This window comes from Streptococcus dentapri (assembly GCF_042649885.1).
GTDB classification, from domain to species: domain Bacteria; phylum Bacillota; class Bacilli; order Lactobacillales; family Streptococcaceae; genus Streptococcus; species Streptococcus dentapri.
The window spans coordinates 1-16,170 of the sequence record NZ_JBHSAC010000005.1 but is presented as its reverse complement, the minus strand read 5'-3'; the positions used below and the strand labels follow the sequence as shown (position 1 = coordinate 16,170).

At 39.0% G+C, this 16,170-nt stretch carries 14 protein-coding genes and 1 other RNA gene; 10 read left to right on the top strand and 5 right to left on the bottom strand.

Annotated elements, in window-relative coordinates; genetic code table 11:
- Positions 1–64: 64 nt before the first annotated feature.
- Positions 65–1,237: a BaiN/RdsA family NAD(P)/FAD-dependent oxidoreductase gene (locus ACFOSE_RS00595; protein WP_380429130.1), complete on the bottom strand. Its 1,173-nt coding sequence runs from the start codon at positions 1,235–1,237 to the stop codon at positions 65–67.
- Positions 1,238–1,354: 117 nt separating this feature from the next.
- Here ACFOSE_RS00595 and ACFOSE_RS00590 point away from each other — a divergent pair, with 117 nt between their 5' ends.
- Positions 1,355–1,873, top strand: coding sequence for a DUF536 domain-containing protein (locus ACFOSE_RS00590; RefSeq protein WP_380429127.1), 519 nt, complete (start codon positions 1,355–1,357; stop codon positions 1,871–1,873).
- Between the two features lie 971 nt (positions 1,874–2,844).
- Here ACFOSE_RS00590 and ACFOSE_RS00585 read toward each other — a convergent pair.
- Positions 2,845–3,144: a YbaB/EbfC family nucleoid-associated protein gene (locus ACFOSE_RS00585; RefSeq protein ID WP_380429124.1), complete on the bottom strand. Its 300-nt coding sequence runs from the start codon at positions 3,142–3,144 to the stop codon at positions 2,845–2,847.
- 554 nt (positions 3,145–3,698) lie between these two features.
- Here ACFOSE_RS00585 and ACFOSE_RS00580 point away from each other — a divergent pair.
- From ACFOSE_RS00580 to pepC, 3 genes are all read left to right on the top strand, one after another.
- Positions 3,699–4,127 (top strand): GNAT family N-acetyltransferase, encoded by a 429-nt coding sequence (locus ACFOSE_RS00580; RefSeq protein WP_380429122.1) that lies wholly within the window; start codon positions 3,699–3,701, stop codon positions 4,125–4,127.
- 17 nt (positions 4,128–4,144) lie between these two features.
- Positions 4,145–4,675 carry a dihydrofolate reductase family protein gene (locus ACFOSE_RS00575; protein ID WP_380429119.1) on the top strand — a complete coding sequence of 177 codons (531 nt, stop codon included), beginning with the start codon at positions 4,145–4,147 and terminating at the stop codon, positions 4,673–4,675.
- A gap of 543 nt (positions 4,676–5,218) precedes the next feature.
- Positions 5,219–6,556, top strand: a complete 1,338-nt coding sequence (pepC, locus tag ACFOSE_RS00570) for an aminopeptidase C (RefSeq protein ID WP_380429118.1) — start codon at positions 5,219–5,221, stop codon at positions 6,554–6,556.
- A gap of 139 nt (positions 6,557–6,695) precedes the next feature.
- Here the strand turns inward: pepC and pbp1a are convergent, their stop codons facing one another.
- Together pbp1a and recU are read right to left on the bottom strand one after the other, a co-directional pair.
- Positions 6,696–8,963 (bottom strand): penicillin-binding protein PBP1A, encoded by a 2,268-nt coding sequence (gene pbp1a, locus ACFOSE_RS00565; protein WP_380429116.1) that lies wholly within the window; start codon positions 8,961–8,963, stop codon positions 6,696–6,698.
- Positions 8,960–9,565, bottom strand: a complete 606-nt coding sequence (gene recU / locus ACFOSE_RS00560) for a Holliday junction resolvase RecU (RefSeq protein WP_380429114.1) — start codon at positions 9,563–9,565, stop codon at positions 8,960–8,962. The genes pbp1a and recU overlap by 4 nt, the downstream gene beginning before the upstream one ends.
- A 75-nt stretch (positions 9,566–9,640) precedes the next feature.
- Here recU and ACFOSE_RS00555 point away from each other — a divergent pair, with 75 nt between their 5' ends.
- The 5 genes from ACFOSE_RS00555 to ACFOSE_RS00535 all read left to right on the top strand — a co-directional run bounded on the left by ACFOSE_RS00555 (position 9,641) and on the right by ACFOSE_RS00535 (position 13,692).
- Positions 9,641–10,159: an SLOG family protein gene (locus ACFOSE_RS00555; protein WP_380429112.1), complete on the top strand. Its 519-nt coding sequence runs from the start codon at positions 9,641–9,643 to the stop codon at positions 10,157–10,159.
- 96 nt (positions 10,160–10,255) lie between these two features.
- Positions 10,256–10,597, top strand: a complete 342-nt coding sequence (gene gpsB, locus ACFOSE_RS00550; RefSeq protein WP_380429109.1) for a cell division regulator GpsB — start codon at positions 10,256–10,258, stop codon at positions 10,595–10,597.
- Between the two features lie 11 nt (positions 10,598–10,608).
- Positions 10,609–10,978, top strand: an RNA gene (rnpB, locus tag ACFOSE_RS00545) — RNase P RNA component class B.
- A gap of 72 nt (positions 10,979–11,050) precedes the next feature.
- A complete protein-coding gene (locus ACFOSE_RS00540) occupies positions 11,051–12,205 on the top strand; it encodes a THUMP domain-containing class I SAM-dependent RNA methyltransferase (RefSeq protein WP_380429106.1) in 1,155 nt (384 codons plus the stop codon).
- 11 nt (positions 12,206–12,216) lie between these two features.
- Positions 12,217–13,692 (top strand): cell division site-positioning protein MapZ family protein, encoded by a 1,476-nt coding sequence (locus ACFOSE_RS00535; protein WP_380429104.1) that lies wholly within the window; start codon positions 12,217–12,219, stop codon positions 13,690–13,692.
- Positions 13,693–13,800: 108 nt separating this feature from the next.
- Here the strand turns inward: ACFOSE_RS00535 and ACFOSE_RS00530 are convergent, their stop codons facing one another.
- Positions 13,801–14,283 carry an S-ribosylhomocysteine lyase gene (locus tag ACFOSE_RS00530; protein ID WP_380429102.1) on the bottom strand — a complete coding sequence of 161 codons (483 nt, stop codon included), beginning with the start codon at positions 14,281–14,283 and terminating at the stop codon, positions 13,801–13,803.
- A gap of 183 nt (positions 14,284–14,466) precedes the next feature.
- Between ACFOSE_RS00530 and ACFOSE_RS00525 the strand changes: the two genes are divergently transcribed.
- Complete coding sequence (locus tag ACFOSE_RS00525) at positions 14,467–16,074, top strand: ribonuclease Y (protein ID WP_380429099.1); 1,608 nt, start codon at positions 14,467–14,469, stop codon at positions 16,072–16,074.
- Positions 16,075–16,170 lie beyond the last annotated feature (96 nt).

Genomic DNA, 16,170 nt, shown 5'->3' with positions numbered 1-16,170 from the left:
AAGGAAAACTATCAATTAACTTAAATTAGTCATTTTGAGTTTAACTCATATAAAATCTATGAAATCAATAATGAGGACTGCCGGCTACCCAACCTGTGCATAGGGCGGAGGTAATATTGAAACCGCCTGTATGGGCATTGATATCCATAACTTCGCCAGCAAAGTGCAGACCAGCGACCTTTTTGCTTTCCAGAGTCTTAGGGTTGATTTCTTTGAGATTGACTCCACCCTTGGTGACAAAAGATTTTGCCAGCGACATCTTACCAGTAATGGCAATCGGCCTTTGCTTAATATTGGCACTGAGTTCTTGAAGCTGTTGGGGATTTAGTTGCTTGAGCTTATCTGGGAAATCAGCTGCTATAAATTTTGCTAAACGTTCGGGTAGTAAGATTTTTAGGGCATTTTTAACAGACTTTTCGCCCTGTTTTGAAAAATAGTTCAGCAGATCGGAAGAAGATAGTTGTGGCAATAAATCGAGTTCGATGGTTTCACCTTCTGAAACGAAGCTGGAAAGTCTTAGAGCAGCCGGTCCAGATAGACCAAAATGGGTAAAGAGAAGGTCATGAGTGATTTTGTGCTTACCATAGCGGAGAGTTACATCAGAAAGGGAAATTCCTTGAAGAGCCTTGTGAGGGAAATCGGTCAACAGTGGACTTTCAGCAGCTTCCAGAGGTGTGACATCAATATTGAAGTACCTAGCGATATCGTAACCAAAACCAGTTGATCCTGTAGATGGGTAGGATTTTCCACCAGTGGTCACAATCAATTTATCACAGCTGAAGGTCTGGTCTGCCGATTTCAAGATGAAGAGGTCCTCCTTTTTCTTAACAGAAACAACTTCTGTATCGATTAAAACCTGACCGCCCAGATCTTGAATTTTCTTTTCCAATGCATTGATGATGGTTCGAGCCTTGTCTGTGATTGGGAACATCCGACCATGATCCTCTTCTTTAAGAGCAACACCATTGTCCTGAAAAAAGGTGATGATATCATGGTTATCAAATTGGGAAAAAACACTGTAAAGAAAGCGCCCATTGCCGGGAATACCAGCCATGAGGTCGTCGAGATCACCGCTATTAGTAACATTGCAACGCCCGCCACCAGTACCGGCTAGTTTTTTTCCTAAGCGCTTATTTTTTTCAAGCAGCAGTGTCGAAAAACCATAATAACTGCTGGCGATAGCTGCCATCATGCCAGCAGGCCCCCCGCCAATGATAATTGTTTGATAATGTTTCATGTGTTTATTATACCATAAGGGCCTTGTTGACAAAGGCTTAAAATAGCAAGGAAATTGACATCAAAGGCCTATTATGATACTATTTTATAAGAAATTTTCCGGATAAAAGAGGACTTTATGGCTATTGAAAAGACTGTCAGTGAATTGGCTGAAATTCTTGGTGTCAGTCGCCAAGCAGTGAATAATCGTGTAAAAACGCTCCCTGAGGAGTTTGTTGAAAAAAATGACAAAGGGGTTACCGTTGTAAACCGCGATGGCTTGATTAAGCTAGAAGAGATTTATAAGAAAACGATTTTTGAAGACGAGCCTGTCAGTGAGGAAACAAAACAGCGTGAACTTATGGAAATCTTGGTGGATGAGAAGAATGCTGAGATTGAACGCTTGTACAATCAACTCAAGACCAAGGATGTGCAGTTATCGTCGTTAAATGAACAACTCAATATTAAAGATGTCCAAATCGCTCAGAAGGACAAACAGCTCGACCAACAGCAGCAGTTGACACTGACAGCTATGCAGGACAGCGAAAATCTTAAGCTGGAATTGGATGAAGCCAGAACTCAAGTTGAAGAAATTCAAAATCAACAAGGGAAAGCCCAGCGCAAAGGTTTCTTTGCTCGTATGTTTGGTGGAAAATAGAAATAGGAACTGTCAGATTAGGCAGTTCCTATTTCATATTTAAGGCTTATTTTATTCTGGTTCTTTTAAAGGGGAAGTCTCTTTCTCAGCTGTTTTCTAAGCCAGAGAAATGCAGAAAACTAGGAGAAAGAGACTAATAAAAACAATAAGCCTTATTAGACAGAATTGTGACATATTGGAGGTGACAGATAGAAGCATTGGGCCCATTGGACCAAAGAGGGCAGCAATTCCTTAGCACCAAAAATATCAGGTAGATAAGGAGGGGATGAATGAAAAGCCAGCACCGTAACAAGTCATGAGAATAGCTATAGCGGTTATAAAGATAAAGAGACTATTAAAAAGAAACAGGACTGAGTGACATCACATATTAACGACAAAGAGAATACTGAAGGTTAAGGGGCGACCGATATAATCTGAAATACCAGTGTCCAAAGCAAGCGACCAAACCTATTAAAAACGTCCATGAAGGCCGCGGATAAGCCTAAGCAAAAACAACTGAAGAATTATCCCATCTTGTTTCTAGCATCATCAGATTATGATAAATACTTCAAGCATAGGTGGATCCTAATGTCAGTTGCAGGGTTACTTTTATCATTGCAATGACATAGCGATTTGTGTTCTTTATAGCTAGCTTTCCTTTGACGGATATGAGAGTGGGATAAAAATTGGTAATTGTGATAAAGTTGCAATTTCGATTTTGTTGTTTCGCTTTTTTTTGCACAGTTGATTAGGTTGGCCGTGATCATTTGCTTAGCAAGGAATAAGGACTGCCAATCAACCTTTGCGTTAATCTGCTAAAGCTAGACTAAAACAAAAAGCGGGACTTTTGTCCAGCCTCGTCATTTACTATAACAAAGATTGTTTCGAAAAGATATTTTTATGATTGAAGGATAATGGATGATTGTTTATAGATATAGAGATGCTAAATAAAAAGAGGTTGGGGCAAAATATACCCAACCTTAACTTTTTAATTAGAATGGCAATTTTCCGGCATAGGCTCCCATAATTTTTTGCGTAGCATCCTCAATTTGGCTGAGAGCATCATTTACAGCTTGAGCGGTCATATCCTGCAGTGTTTCAATGTCCTCAGGATCAACAACGGCTTCTTTAAAGTCAATAGAAACAAGTTTCTTATCACCTGTAAAGGTAGCCACAACGAGATCTTGAGCCGATTTACCGACAAAAGTCGTATCAGCTAATTCAGCTTGTTTTTTCTCCATTTGTTTCTGAAGCTTTTGAGCTTGCTTCATCATATTTTGCATATTCATCATAAGATTTTCTAGATTCCTTTCCTAATTATCTCCTTTGTCAGAGACAACAATATATGAAGTACAGCATCAATTATATCATTTTTACGATTTAAGTAAAAATGATATAATTTGACTCGACTGGAACCGTCTATATTAAATTAGATAGTCTTACTAAGCTATTAGACTAAGGATGAGTACAGGAGACATAATAGACTAGAAAACAAAGCTGTTAAGTTTAGTGACGCGTTCAAATAAAACTGTGAATCTACGTCGAATGAGGGAAACGAGCAGTGGGTTGATTACATCTATCAAGAATTTTTCGAAAGTTTAGATTCTTTCTTAAAGCCAAAGGCTATGTTAATTGGTAGCATCACAAACGGATTCATGGCAGTTTCAATTGCCGGATACCCATGATATTTAGACTTATCTTAAATTCATAATTTATAAAATCGGTACAAAAAATATTGCCTTGTCAGATTGTTCTTATGACTGTGGTTTAACAGCCTTGTTGGGGAATCAAATTTGATAGAATTTGAATTAAGAATGAATAACATATCAAAAATTAAAGGAGAAATATGATAAGGACCTTTACAAAAAATGATTTATCTTCTGTCATGGAGATATGGCTTGAAGCAAATATAAGAGCACATAACTTTATACCAGAAAAATACTGGCAAGAAAATTATTCAAAAGTAGAGTATATGTTGCCACAAGCAGAGATCTATGTCTATCAAGATGCTAATATGCATCAGATACTGGGATTTATTGGCTTAATGGAAAATTATATTGCAGGTATTTTTGTAAAAGAATCCGAGCAGTCAAAAGGAATAGGATGTCACTTGTTAAATTTTGTTAAAGGGCAGAAAAACAATTTAAGTTTGAGTGTTTATCAAAAAAATGTGAGAGCAGTTTCTTTTTATGAACGTGAGCAGTTTACGGTACAAAGCGAAAGCATAGACAAGAATACAAACGAAAAAGAATTTGTAATGACTTGGATTAAATAATATTAGAGGAGAAAGTTTTGAAAAAAGTAAAACTATTTATTGCAATGAGTCTTGACGGCTATATCGCAGACAGTAGTGGCAATATTGATTGGCTAAGAGGGCATGGAAATGAAAACGAAAATATTGATAGCTATTCTGAATTTGTAAAAGAGATCGATACTGTTATCATGGGCTGGAATACCTATCATCAGATTGTCACTGAGCTTTCTCCAATTGAGTGGGTCTATAGTGATTTTATGAGTTATGTCATTACAAGTAAAGAACATCTTTCTTCCGAAAAGATTCACTTTTTAAACACAAAACCCAGTGAATTAGTCCAACGCTTAAAAGAAAAAGACGGAAAAGATATTTGGATATGTGGAGGTGCAAAGCTTATTCAAGAATTAGTTGATGAGGATCTAATTGACAGTTACTATATTACCGTTATTCCAACGATTTTAGGTTCAGGAATTCGACTTTTTAATAATACGAAACACGAAATAAAATTAAAGTTAATAAAAACAAAGTCGTATAATGGCATGACCGATTTAGTTTATGAACGAAGATAGACTGTGAGAATTAATGTAATAAAGAATAGTAGGGGTAAAGAAAATTGATATCAAAAGCGGCCTAACTGTCTATATGCTAGGCGCTTTTAAATACCCAAATTTAATTTATTTCACAAAATGTAGCTATCCGGTTGATTATTGCAGTATACTGAAATTCCAGAAATTAAAAACCGCATAAAGTCGGGTTTTCCGTCTTAACTGACATGTAATGAATGTTTATTCTTTCAGGGAGAGCAGTATTTTTTACCAAGATAAGGGATGCAATATCAATATTGAGTAGCGTATTTGAAGAGAGTCTGAATATAATTTGTCACAATATGGATTTAGAATGGAATCATATTCTGAAAATATATTTCCTGACAAATAAAATTATAAAATCTGGCTTTGTTGAATTTTCCGTTTAAATAGCAAGTTTTAATGAATTTTATTTCTCAATTCTAAGTTTAAACATTTGCCCTAGATTATTGGTTTTTATAAGGCTTGCATATTTTCTGGTAAGTATTATAATGAACTGTAATAATAGTCTTAGAAGGAAGTTTTTATATGTCAAAAATTGATCAAGCTTTTACAGATAAATTGTTTGCCGACTATCAAGCGAATGCCAAATATCGTGCTCTTGAAAATGCAGTAAGCCACAATGGACTTTTAAAGTCTTTAGAAAACCGTCAAGCTAGTGCTGACAATGATTTTGCCTTTTCAATTGATCTGACAAACGATGAAGTGGCTAATCAGAAAGCATCGGGTCGTTGCTGGATGTTCGCTGCTCTCAATACCTTTCGTCATAAGCTTATTTCAGATTTCAAGTTGGAAAATTTTGAGCTTTCTCAAGCCCATACTTTTTTCTGGGATAAATATGAAAAATCAAACTGGTTTTTAGAAAAGGTTATTGCAACGGCTGACCAAGAACTTGACAGTCGTAAGGTCAAATTCTTACTTGATATTCCCCAACAAGATGGTGGCCAATGGGATATGGTTGTTTCTCTCTTTGAGAAATATGGTGTTGTCCCTAAATCTAGCTACCCTGAGTCGGTTTCGTCAAGTAACAGTCGAGAGCTCAACCACTATCTTAACAAGCTTTTGCGTCAGGATGCTCAGATTTTACGCGATCTCATTACCAGTGGGGTGGATGAAGCTGCCGTTCAAAAGCAAAAAGAAAATCTTCTGCAGGAAATTTTTAACTTCCTAGCTGTTAACCTTGGCTTACCCCCACGTCGCTTTGATTTTGCTTATCGTGATAAGGATGATCATTACCATAAAGATCAAAATATAAGCCCACAAGAATTTTATGAAAAGTATGTTGGGCTTAAGCTAGAAGATTATGTTTCGATCATTAATGCTCCTACTGCAGATAAACCTTATGGCAAGTCCTATACTGTAGAACTACTGGGAAACGTGGTTGGCAGCCGTCCTGTGCGTTATCTTAATCTTGATATGGATCGCTTTAAAGAGTTAGCGATTAATCAATTGCAAGCTGGTGAAACCGTCTGGTTTGGATCTGATGTCGGACAGTCAAGCAATCGCCAGTCAGGAGTTATGGCAGCTAAACTCTATGATTTAGAAACAGCTCTTGATATTGAGTTGACGCAGGACAAGGCCGGGCGTTTGGATTACAGTGAGAGTCTGATGACTCATGCTATGGTCTTGACGGGAGTTGATTTGGATGCTGATGATAAACCTATCAGGTGGAAGGTTGAAAATTCTTGGGGTAAAAAAGTCGGGTCAGATGGTTATTTCGTTGCTTCGGATGACTGGATGGACGAATATACCTACCAAATTGTTGTCAGAAAAGAATTTTTGACAGCTCAAGAATTAGCTGCCTATGAAGCTGAACCAAAAGTTTTAGCTCCTTGGGATCCAATGGGAGCCTTGGCTTCAAAATAAGTTGATAGAAGCTAAAATGAGAGAATATTCAATCCTAGCCTTTTATCGTTTAGAAGACTGGTGTTATTTTGGTAACACTGGATTATAAGAATACAAAAAAGATTTTATTCTCAATAAGTAGAATAAAATCTTTTTGTTATTAATCTCCTTCTTCTTCATCTTGATTGGATGATTCTGCTGGCGCAGAAGAGGAACTTGATTGACTGTCGCCGTTCTGATCATCATTAGACTCTGATGTTTGGGTTTCAGAGTTACTACTTGACTCACTGTAAGATGAGTAAGGAGTGCTATAGCTGCTGTAAGTTGAAGCATAAGTACCGCTTTTAGTGAGGTATGAACCACTGCGGTAAAGGCCGGATGGCATGGTCCAATCGCTAGCCCCGCTGCCATTAGCTGTGAAGAGATAAGAACTCATAGCTTGATAAATCTCCGCTGCAACATCAAGACCTGTACCATATACCGGAGTTAGACGATTCTTATAGCCCGTCCAGACAGCCGTTGAATATTGTGGTGTAATACCGACGAAGGATTCATCTGGCGCCATGGTACCGACAGAACTGTTGTAGAGTCCAGTGTTGGCTTCAACCTGTGTTAATTCATCATCAGAATAGTTTGAAGTACCAGTTTTACCAGCGTTGAAAGCTCCTGGAACAGCAGCCTTGGTACCAGTACCGGAAGCAAGGACGGATTTCATCATATCAACCATCATGTAAGCAGTCGTATCCGACATAGCTTTTGAACCAGTTGATGAGAAAGTCTGATCCTTGCCATTGCTAAACTCAACTTTGTTGATGTAAAGGGGCTCATAATAGGTACCACCGTTAGCAAAAGCAGCATAGGCGGCGGCCATTTTTTCAGAGCTAGCACCATATTTTTGATCAGAGCTGCTAGTATTACTTGAAATAGCATTTGCATATTGCAGCTCCGGATATTCAATCCCAAGACCGCTGAGGAAAGATTTGGCTTGGTCTAAACCGACAGCATAGAGGGATTTAACAGCAGGGATATTACGTGATTGTTGAAGAGCGGTGTGTATGGACATGTTTCCCATGTATTTTCTGTCCCAGTCGTAGACAGGAGTAGAAGTGCCTGGGTAATTGTAAGGACTGTCGGAAACTGTTGCACCTGTGGAGTTATAGACCCCCTCTTCTATAGCTGGTGCATAATCAGTGATAGGTTTCATAGTAGAACCCCAATCACGGTCAGTCAAGGTTGCTTGGTTGGTTCCCATTGAAACTGAAGCATCTTGCTTACGTGCCCCAATTTGAGCAATCACATTACCATTCGTAACATCAATAACAGTTGTAGCAACCTGCATTTGATCGTCAGGGAAAGGAACATAGTTATCGGAATTAACGATATCATAAAGCTGTTGCTGAGCAGCAGTATCTACATTAGTATAAACTTTGAGACCTGCACTGTAAATATCAGCTCCGGTTTTTTCAGATACCTGATTAACGACCTCTTTAATGTAGTTATCCAGATAAGCGTCGTAGCTAGATTTTTCAGTCTGTTCGATGAGACCATCGTGGATGTCAGTAGCTACCGCTTCTTTATAGGTTTGTTTATTGATGCTGCCGACTTCATACATTTGTGAAAGAACAGTATCCCGACGCTTCTTCGCCGATTCAGGATGAGTATAAGGGTCATAAATAGTAGGAGCGTTTGGCAAACCTGCTAACAAGGCCAGTTGAGGGATTGATAAATCGGTAAGTGATTTACCGTAATAGCCTTGGGCAGCTGTTTGCATACCATAGTAGCCATTTCCCATATAAACCTTATTGACATAGAAGGTCATGATTTCTTCTTTGCTATATTTTTTCTCCATCTGGATAGCTAACCAAGCTTCTTGTGCTTTACGTTTGAGTGTCCGGTCAGAATTATCAGTAGAGAAGAAAGTTAGCTTAACCAGTTGCTGGTCGAGGGTTGATCCCCCTTGGGTGCTGGAATGGGTCAGATTATGCCAGCTAGCTCCGATAATCCGGTAAATATCAACACCACGGTGTTTATAGAAACGATGGTCTTCAATCGCTGTAATGGCGTTAACCAAATTGATAGGGATGGCGTCCGTCTTAGCACTGATGCGTTTCTCTGAACCTAAGTCAGCAATTTCATTGCCATTTTTATCGTAGATGACACTGGAATTGGTTGCAGCCAAGGCTTTTGCGGATAGACTTGGAGCACTGCTGACATAATAGGCAAAGAGGAGTGCTCCAGCGATGATACCGACAATCACTAAAGATGCGAGGATTCCCAGAAAATATTTTAGATAATTTCGAATCTTTTGACGCGGTGCTGAGGCACGCTTGTGCCCACCACGATCATTTTGTCGAAAAGCTTTCACTTTATTCGATAAGCGTTTGCTGCTCTGTTTCAAATCTGGAAATTTGAAATTAAAATTTTTCATAAGTTTTTACTTCCGTTCAAAAAATGGTAGTCAATAATGTCTAAATATGGGACTTGTGGATAGGCATTTTCTTTGATTTCGATGCCATTTTTTCTGATATAATGAAGGGGCATAGATTTGGTTCCTTTATCAATTTGATAGAAATCAATCAGCGCTCTTGCAGGTAAGAAATAAGTTTCCTTCAAGCTGGAAAAATAAAGAAGAGCAAAACAGATACCGTTTTGCTTGAGAACTTGATCCATATGTTCCACTTGATGGGCATGGAAGTTCTTCATAGGCATGGCTGTCTTCTGGTGGGTTTCTTTGGCTTCAAAGTCAATATAGTGACCTTTATAAACACCAGAATAATCGGTAGTGGAAGCCTGTCTGAAATAGGCTTCGACGATTTTTGCTCGGCTCCGTTTAGGATAATCCACCTTGACGATTTGTACCGGTGTTGGTTTTTTATGAATGACAGCAATCTGATGAGACAAATAATACTCATTTGTCCTATTGATAGCTGCTTCGAAACTCATCCCCCGATTAGCAAAGTTGATATGCTTTTTTTCTTGCTTTACTTTGGGAAGCGGCTTACGAACAAGATTATGTGGATAGTTAACCATAGTTCTCCTAACTTAAACAGACTTATTTCCATAAGCCATCCCATTATATCATAATTTTCAAAAGGAATACAGTTTATGACGTCAATTCTAGTAACGGGTTACAAAAATTTCGAGTTAGGGATTTTTAATGATAAAGATCCTAAAATTGAGATAATCAAAAAAGCCATCAAGAAAAACATTCTCCGCTACTGTGATCAGGGGCTGGATTGGCTTGTTTTTACTGGCAATCTTGGTTTTGAATTTTGGGCCTTTGAAGTCGCCCAAGAATTAAAATCGGAGTATAATTTTCAATTAGCTGTCATATTTCCCTTCCAAACTCATGGTCAGAACTGGAATGAGGGTAACCAAATGAAATTAGCCACTTTTAAGCAGGCTGATTTTCTCAAATACAGTTATGAGACTTATCAAAGCCCCGGACAGTTCAGGAAATATCAGCAGTTTCTTATCAATAATACCAATCAGGCTTACGTCTTTTATGACCCAGAAGCTGAAACTAATTTGAAATCTTTTATTAAGCAAATGACTATAAAGCGACATTACCCTGTTGACTTTTTAACCTTTGAAAAATTAAACGAAATTTTAGAAGAAGATTGAGCGGTAAAGACTTGATTTTTAGTTTTATTGCCTGTATAATTATTATTTGCTAGGACTTGGTCCTTATAAGAATTTCAGATAGGTATGGAGAGCAGAATGGCAAGTATTATTTTTAGTCCAAAAGACATTTACGAACAAGATTTTAGAACCAGCATGCGTGGTTATGATAAAAATGAAGTTGATGAATTTTTAGATAGCGTTATCAAGGATTACGAAACTTATGCTGCTCAAATTGCAGCACTCCGTAAGGAAAATGAGAAACTCAAGGCTGATGCTAAAAAAGCAACATCACAACCGGCAGCACCAGTAGCACCATCTTATGGTAGTGATGGTGTGCGTACGGCAAGTGTGGCTTCTGCTCAAGCTAGTAATATTGATCTTTTGCGTCGTGTTAGCCGCCTTGAAAAGGAAGTTTTTGGTAAGCAATTAGCGGACTAAAACAGCGTGCAATTTTTGGATAATCGCATACTGTCTAATTGTCGGTATGAGGAAAGTCCATGCTAGCACTGGCTGTGACGCCAGTAGTGTTTGTGCTAGGTGAAAACCATAAGCCTAGGAATGTCTGATGACATTACGGCGGATAAACGGGCTAAGTCTTAAGATAGGCCCTACTAATCCTGAAAGTGCCACAGTGACGAAGTTCTTGAGGAAACTCAGAAGTGGAACGCGGTAAACCCCTCAAGCTAGCAACCCAAATTTTGGTCGGGGCATGAGATGGCCGGAATCCGAACGGACCATTTTGACTGCGTAAGCGGTAGACAGATGATTATCGAAGGAGGCAGCACCTAGTGTCTCTGGAACAAAACATGGCTTATAGAAAATTGCATAATAGGTTTAGGAGCTAGCTTTGCTAGCTTTTATTTATGTGATGGTATCAAAGTAGGAGACAGAATGAAACAAGAATTTAATTTAGTGGCGACAGCTGCAGCTGGTTTGGAAGCTGTTGTAGGGCGTGAAATCCGAAATCTTGGCCGGGACTGTCAGGTAGAGAATGGTCGTGTCCGTTTTAAAGGAGGCGTTCGTGAAATTGCTGAGACTAATCTTTGGCTGCGAGCAGCTGATCGTATCAAGATTATTGTGGGGGAATTCCCTGCTCGCACTTTTGAGGAGCTTTTTCAAGGTATTTTTGCCCTAGATTGGGAAAATTATCTTCCTTTAGGGGCTAAATTTCCTGTTTCCAAAGCCAAATGTGTCAAGTCTAAATTGCACAATGAGCCGAGTGTTCAAGCGATTTCTAAGAAGGCTGTCGTAAAAAAACTGCAGAGCTATTATCATCGCCCCGAAGGGGTACCTCTACAAGAAACAGGAGCAGAGTTCAAAATTGAAGTTTCTATTTTAAAAGATAAAGCGACGGTCATGATTGATACTACGGGTCCTAGTCTCTTTAAACGGGGTTACCGGACGGATAAGGGTGGTGCTCCCATCAAAGAAAATATGGCAGCTGCTATCATTTTGCTGTCAAATTGGTACCCTGACAAGCCTTTTATTGATCCGACTTGTGGGTCTGGGACTTTCTGTATTGAAGCCGCTATGATAGGCATGAATATTGCTCCAGGTTTTAACCGTGATTTTGCCTTTGAAAGCTGGGACTGGGTGGATTCTGACTTAATTCAGGAGGTGCGTGATGAGGCAGAGGATAAGGCAGATTATGATATTGAGTTAGATATTTTAGGCAGCGATATTGATGGTTGGATGATTGAGTTAGCCAAAAAAAATGCTTTGGAAGCTGGTCTTCAAGATGTTATCAAATTGAAACAAATGCAACTTCAAGACCTAAAAACAGATAAAGTCAACGGTGTTATTGTTTCAAATCCCCCTTATGGGGAACGATTGCTGGATGACAAAGCTGTTGACATCTTGTATAATGAGATGGGAAAAACCTTTGCTCCACTCAAGACTTGGAGCAAGTTTATTTTAACCAATGATGAAAATTTTGAAAAAAAGTATGGCGCGATTGCTGATAAAAAACGTAAGCTCTATAATGGAACACTGCGTGTTGACCTCTATCAATATTTCGGGCAGCGCATCAAACGAACTGAAAGTTAGAAAGGAAATTTATGACCAAGGAAAACGATAAACTTGATTTTGAAGATGCTAAGGATCTGACGGTTCGAGAAGCACTGCAAAAGCATAAGGAGATTGAAGCCGGTGTGACGGAAGATGACGGCGTGTTAGATAAGTACATTAAGCAACACCGTGATCAAGTGGCTGCCGAAAAATTTGAAACACAAACATCGGATTTTGAAAATATTGATACTTCTTCTTTGGATAATTTCATCAAGAAACAACGTGAAGAATTAGCGAATCAAGGTGTGCTTGATGATAATTCGGAATCCTCTCCAGAAGAGACAAGCGATGATGCCCCAGCTTCCCAAGACAATAAGGAAGTTGATGAGTTCATTGATGAAACCGTTGTATTTGCCCCTCTTAAAGGAGACTCTGATTTTTCTACTAATCAGCTTAAGGAGGCATCAGTTCAAGATGAGGATTTCTTGATAGATGATGACACTAAAGGGGTCGAAAGTCAAGAGGACCTTGATATGGGTGACAATATGACTCTAAGCCATAAAAACAAGAAATTAATTATCGGTGGTCTGCTTGCTCTGTTGGTCTTGATTATTGGTAGTGGTTTTGGAATTAACTATTTTATGAACCAGCCTTCAAAGGCAACTTCTTCATCAGAATCTTCTAATGTTAAGAGCAATGGTAAATCAGCCTATCAGCAATTTCAAAAATCTTATGATAGTTTCTTTATTGACAAAAAACAAACACAGTTAAAAAATAGTCAGTTTGATAAGCTATCAAATCTTGAGTCTGATTTGAAAAAACTGGATGGTACCAGCTATTACAAGGACGCCAAAGCGAACTATAATGGTTTAAATAAGCAAATCACAGCAATTAAAGCGGTTAATAAACTGTTTGATACGGATGTCATCGTAGATGGTAAACTTATTGATGATGCTAAGGCTAAACCTGATGCTGATTTTGATAGTTTATCAGAAGATACCTTAAAGACCAACAATACTACTTTAAATAAATTGCTAAAGTCAGCTATTGCTAAGGGACGTAAGCAATTAGAGGCTGCTAAATCATCGACTAGTTCAAGTTCGTCAGGGGCAGATAGTGTAACGGAGAGCGGCGAGAGCGGCCAAAATGCCGATGCAGGGACTGGCTCAAATTCAGGTTCTGCGGCTATTCCTTCAGGCGGTAATATCAGACAAGCTGGTATTACTAGCTATGATCCAAGCACCTTACAGCGTTCAAAGAGTCGTGTTCCTTACAATGAATCTGCTGTTGCGGATACAGGAAATTCCGCTTGGACTTTTGGTGATGGTATTCTTGAGAAAATTGTCTCAACCTCCCAATCCCGCGGTTATTTCTCGGGAGATGATTATATTTTGGAACCTGTTAATATTATCAATGGCAATGGTTACTATAATATGTATAAATCGGATGGAACCTACCTTTTCTCTCTCAATTGTAAAACAGGTTACTTCTTCGGAAATGCTTCCGGACGCCCAACCGATTATTAAAAACTATGAGAGAGTGGCAATTTGAGACTTAATGGATCATCAATAGGGCTTAAAGATAAAAAATGAGAGCGGAAGATTCCGCTCTCGTTTTGTATTCGGAAATAGCAGTTAAACAATGTGGCGCTCAAAAGCATTGTCTGAAATACCTTGCGCTAAAATGAATTTAGCCCATTCTTTGGCTGAATGGAGACTATGATCCTTATAGTTGCCACAAGATTCGATAGTAGTACCTGGGACATCCTCCCAAGTAATTCCGTCAGCGATTTCTTCTAGGCAAGATTTGATGACTTTGGCGATTTCAGTAGGGTCTTTTTTACCCCATATAATCATATGAAAACCTGTACGGCAGCCAAAGGGAGAGCAATCAATTAGCCCATCTATACGTTGACGGATGAGTTTAGCTAAGAGATGCTCAATTGTGTGAAGTCCAGCTGTATCGATGGAATTCATGTTGGGCTGAATGAGGCGGATATCAAAATTTGTGATGATATCACCGATCGGCCCTGACTCTTCTGAAATTAAGCGGACGTAGGGGGCTTTGACAATAGTATGGTCTAATTCAAAACTTTCTACAACAATATCTTTAGACATCTTCAACCTCACTGTTTAAATGTTTTATAGTTATCTAATGGCTTTATCATACCATAATTTACTGGAAAAATGAAAAGAGAGGAGATGCTTGTTAGTGTAAAATAAAATTGAGAAATTATTAAAAATATGCTAAACTTAAAGTTAGTTTTTTAAGAAAAACAATAGTAGATTTGAGGTAAAAACATGCTAAATATTATTTTAGCGATTGTTGCTATCCTCATTGGTTTAGGTATTGGTTATGTAGCCATGGTCGCAAAAACAAAGTCGGACCGTGAAGCTGCAGAACTGGCACTTCTCAATGCTGAACAAGAAGCTGTTAATATCCTCGGGAAAGCCGAAGATGATGCAGAACACATCAAAAAAGCGGCTGAATTAGATATGAAGTCTGAGCGCAAAGAGCTGCTTCTGGAAGCTAAGGAAGATGCACGAAAATATCGTGAAGAAGTTGATAAAGAATTTAAATCTGAAAAACAAGAATTGAAGCAAATGGAAACTCGATTAACAGAACGTGCCTCAACTCTTGACCGCAAAGATGATAATTTATCGAGCAAGGAAAAACTGCTCGATAGCAAAGAACAAAGTCTTTCTGATAAATCTAAACACATTGATGAGCGAGAAGCAAACATCGCACAATTGGAAGAAGAAAAACAAGTTGAGCTACAACGCGTAGCTAATATGACCATAGCAGAGGCGCGTGAGGTCATCCTAACTGAGACTGAAAATGATTTGACCCAAGATATTGCCAGTCGCATTAAGGAAGCTGATGCCGAGGTCAAACGTATGGTTGATAAAAAAGCCAAAAATCTTTTGTCGCAGGCTATGCAGCGTTTGGCTGGTGATTATGTTACCGAGCAGACTATTACGACTGTTCATTTACCAGACGACAGTATGAAAGGACGTATCATCGGGCGCGAGGGACGCAATATCCGAGCGCTTGAGAGTTTAACAGGAATTGATATTATTATTGATGATACACCAGAAGTCGTTGTGTTATCAGGTTTTGATCCTATTCGTCGTGAGATTGCTCGGATGACTCTGGAAGCCCTTATTCAAGATGGTCGGATCCATCCAGCCCGCATCGAGGAACTGGTTGAGAAAAATCGTCAAGAAATTGACAATCGTATTCGTGAAGCGGGAGAAGCGGCAGCTTATGAAATCGGTGCACCCAACCTGCATCCCGATTTGATTAAAATCATGGGACGCTTGCAGTATCGAACTTCTTATGGACAGAATGTCTTGCGCCATTCGGTTGAGGTTGGTAAACTGGCTGGCATTTTAGCAGGTGAGATTGGTGAAAATGTGGCTTTGGCCCGTCGTGCTGGTTTTCTGCATGATATAGGAAAAGCACTTGATCGCGATGTTGATGGCAGTCACGTTGAGATTGGTACAGAATTTGCTCGGAAGTATAAAGAACACCCTGTTGTCATCAATACGATTGCTAGCCACCATGGGGATGTGGAGCCAGAGAGTGTTGTTGCCGTCTTGGTTGCGGCAGCCGATGCGCTTAGTTCTGCTAGACCAGGAGCTCGTAATGAATCAGTTGAAAATTATATCAAGCGTTTGCGTGATTTAGAAGAAATTGCTTCTGGCTTTGATGGAGTGCAAACGAGCTTTGCGCTCCAAGCTGGTCGTGAAATTCGGATTATGGTACAGCCTACCAAAATTTCTGATGACCAAGTAACTATCTTAGCCCACAAGGTCCGTAAGGAAATTGAAGATAATCTGGACTACCCAGGTAATATTAAGATAACTGTTATCCGTGAATTGCGTGCCATAGATTATGCAAAATAAAAATTAAACCATCTCTAAGGATGGTTTCAGACTGAAGACAAAGCTCTTGGAATTGCATTTCTAAGAGCTTTTTGCTCTGTTTAGGAGTATACTAAA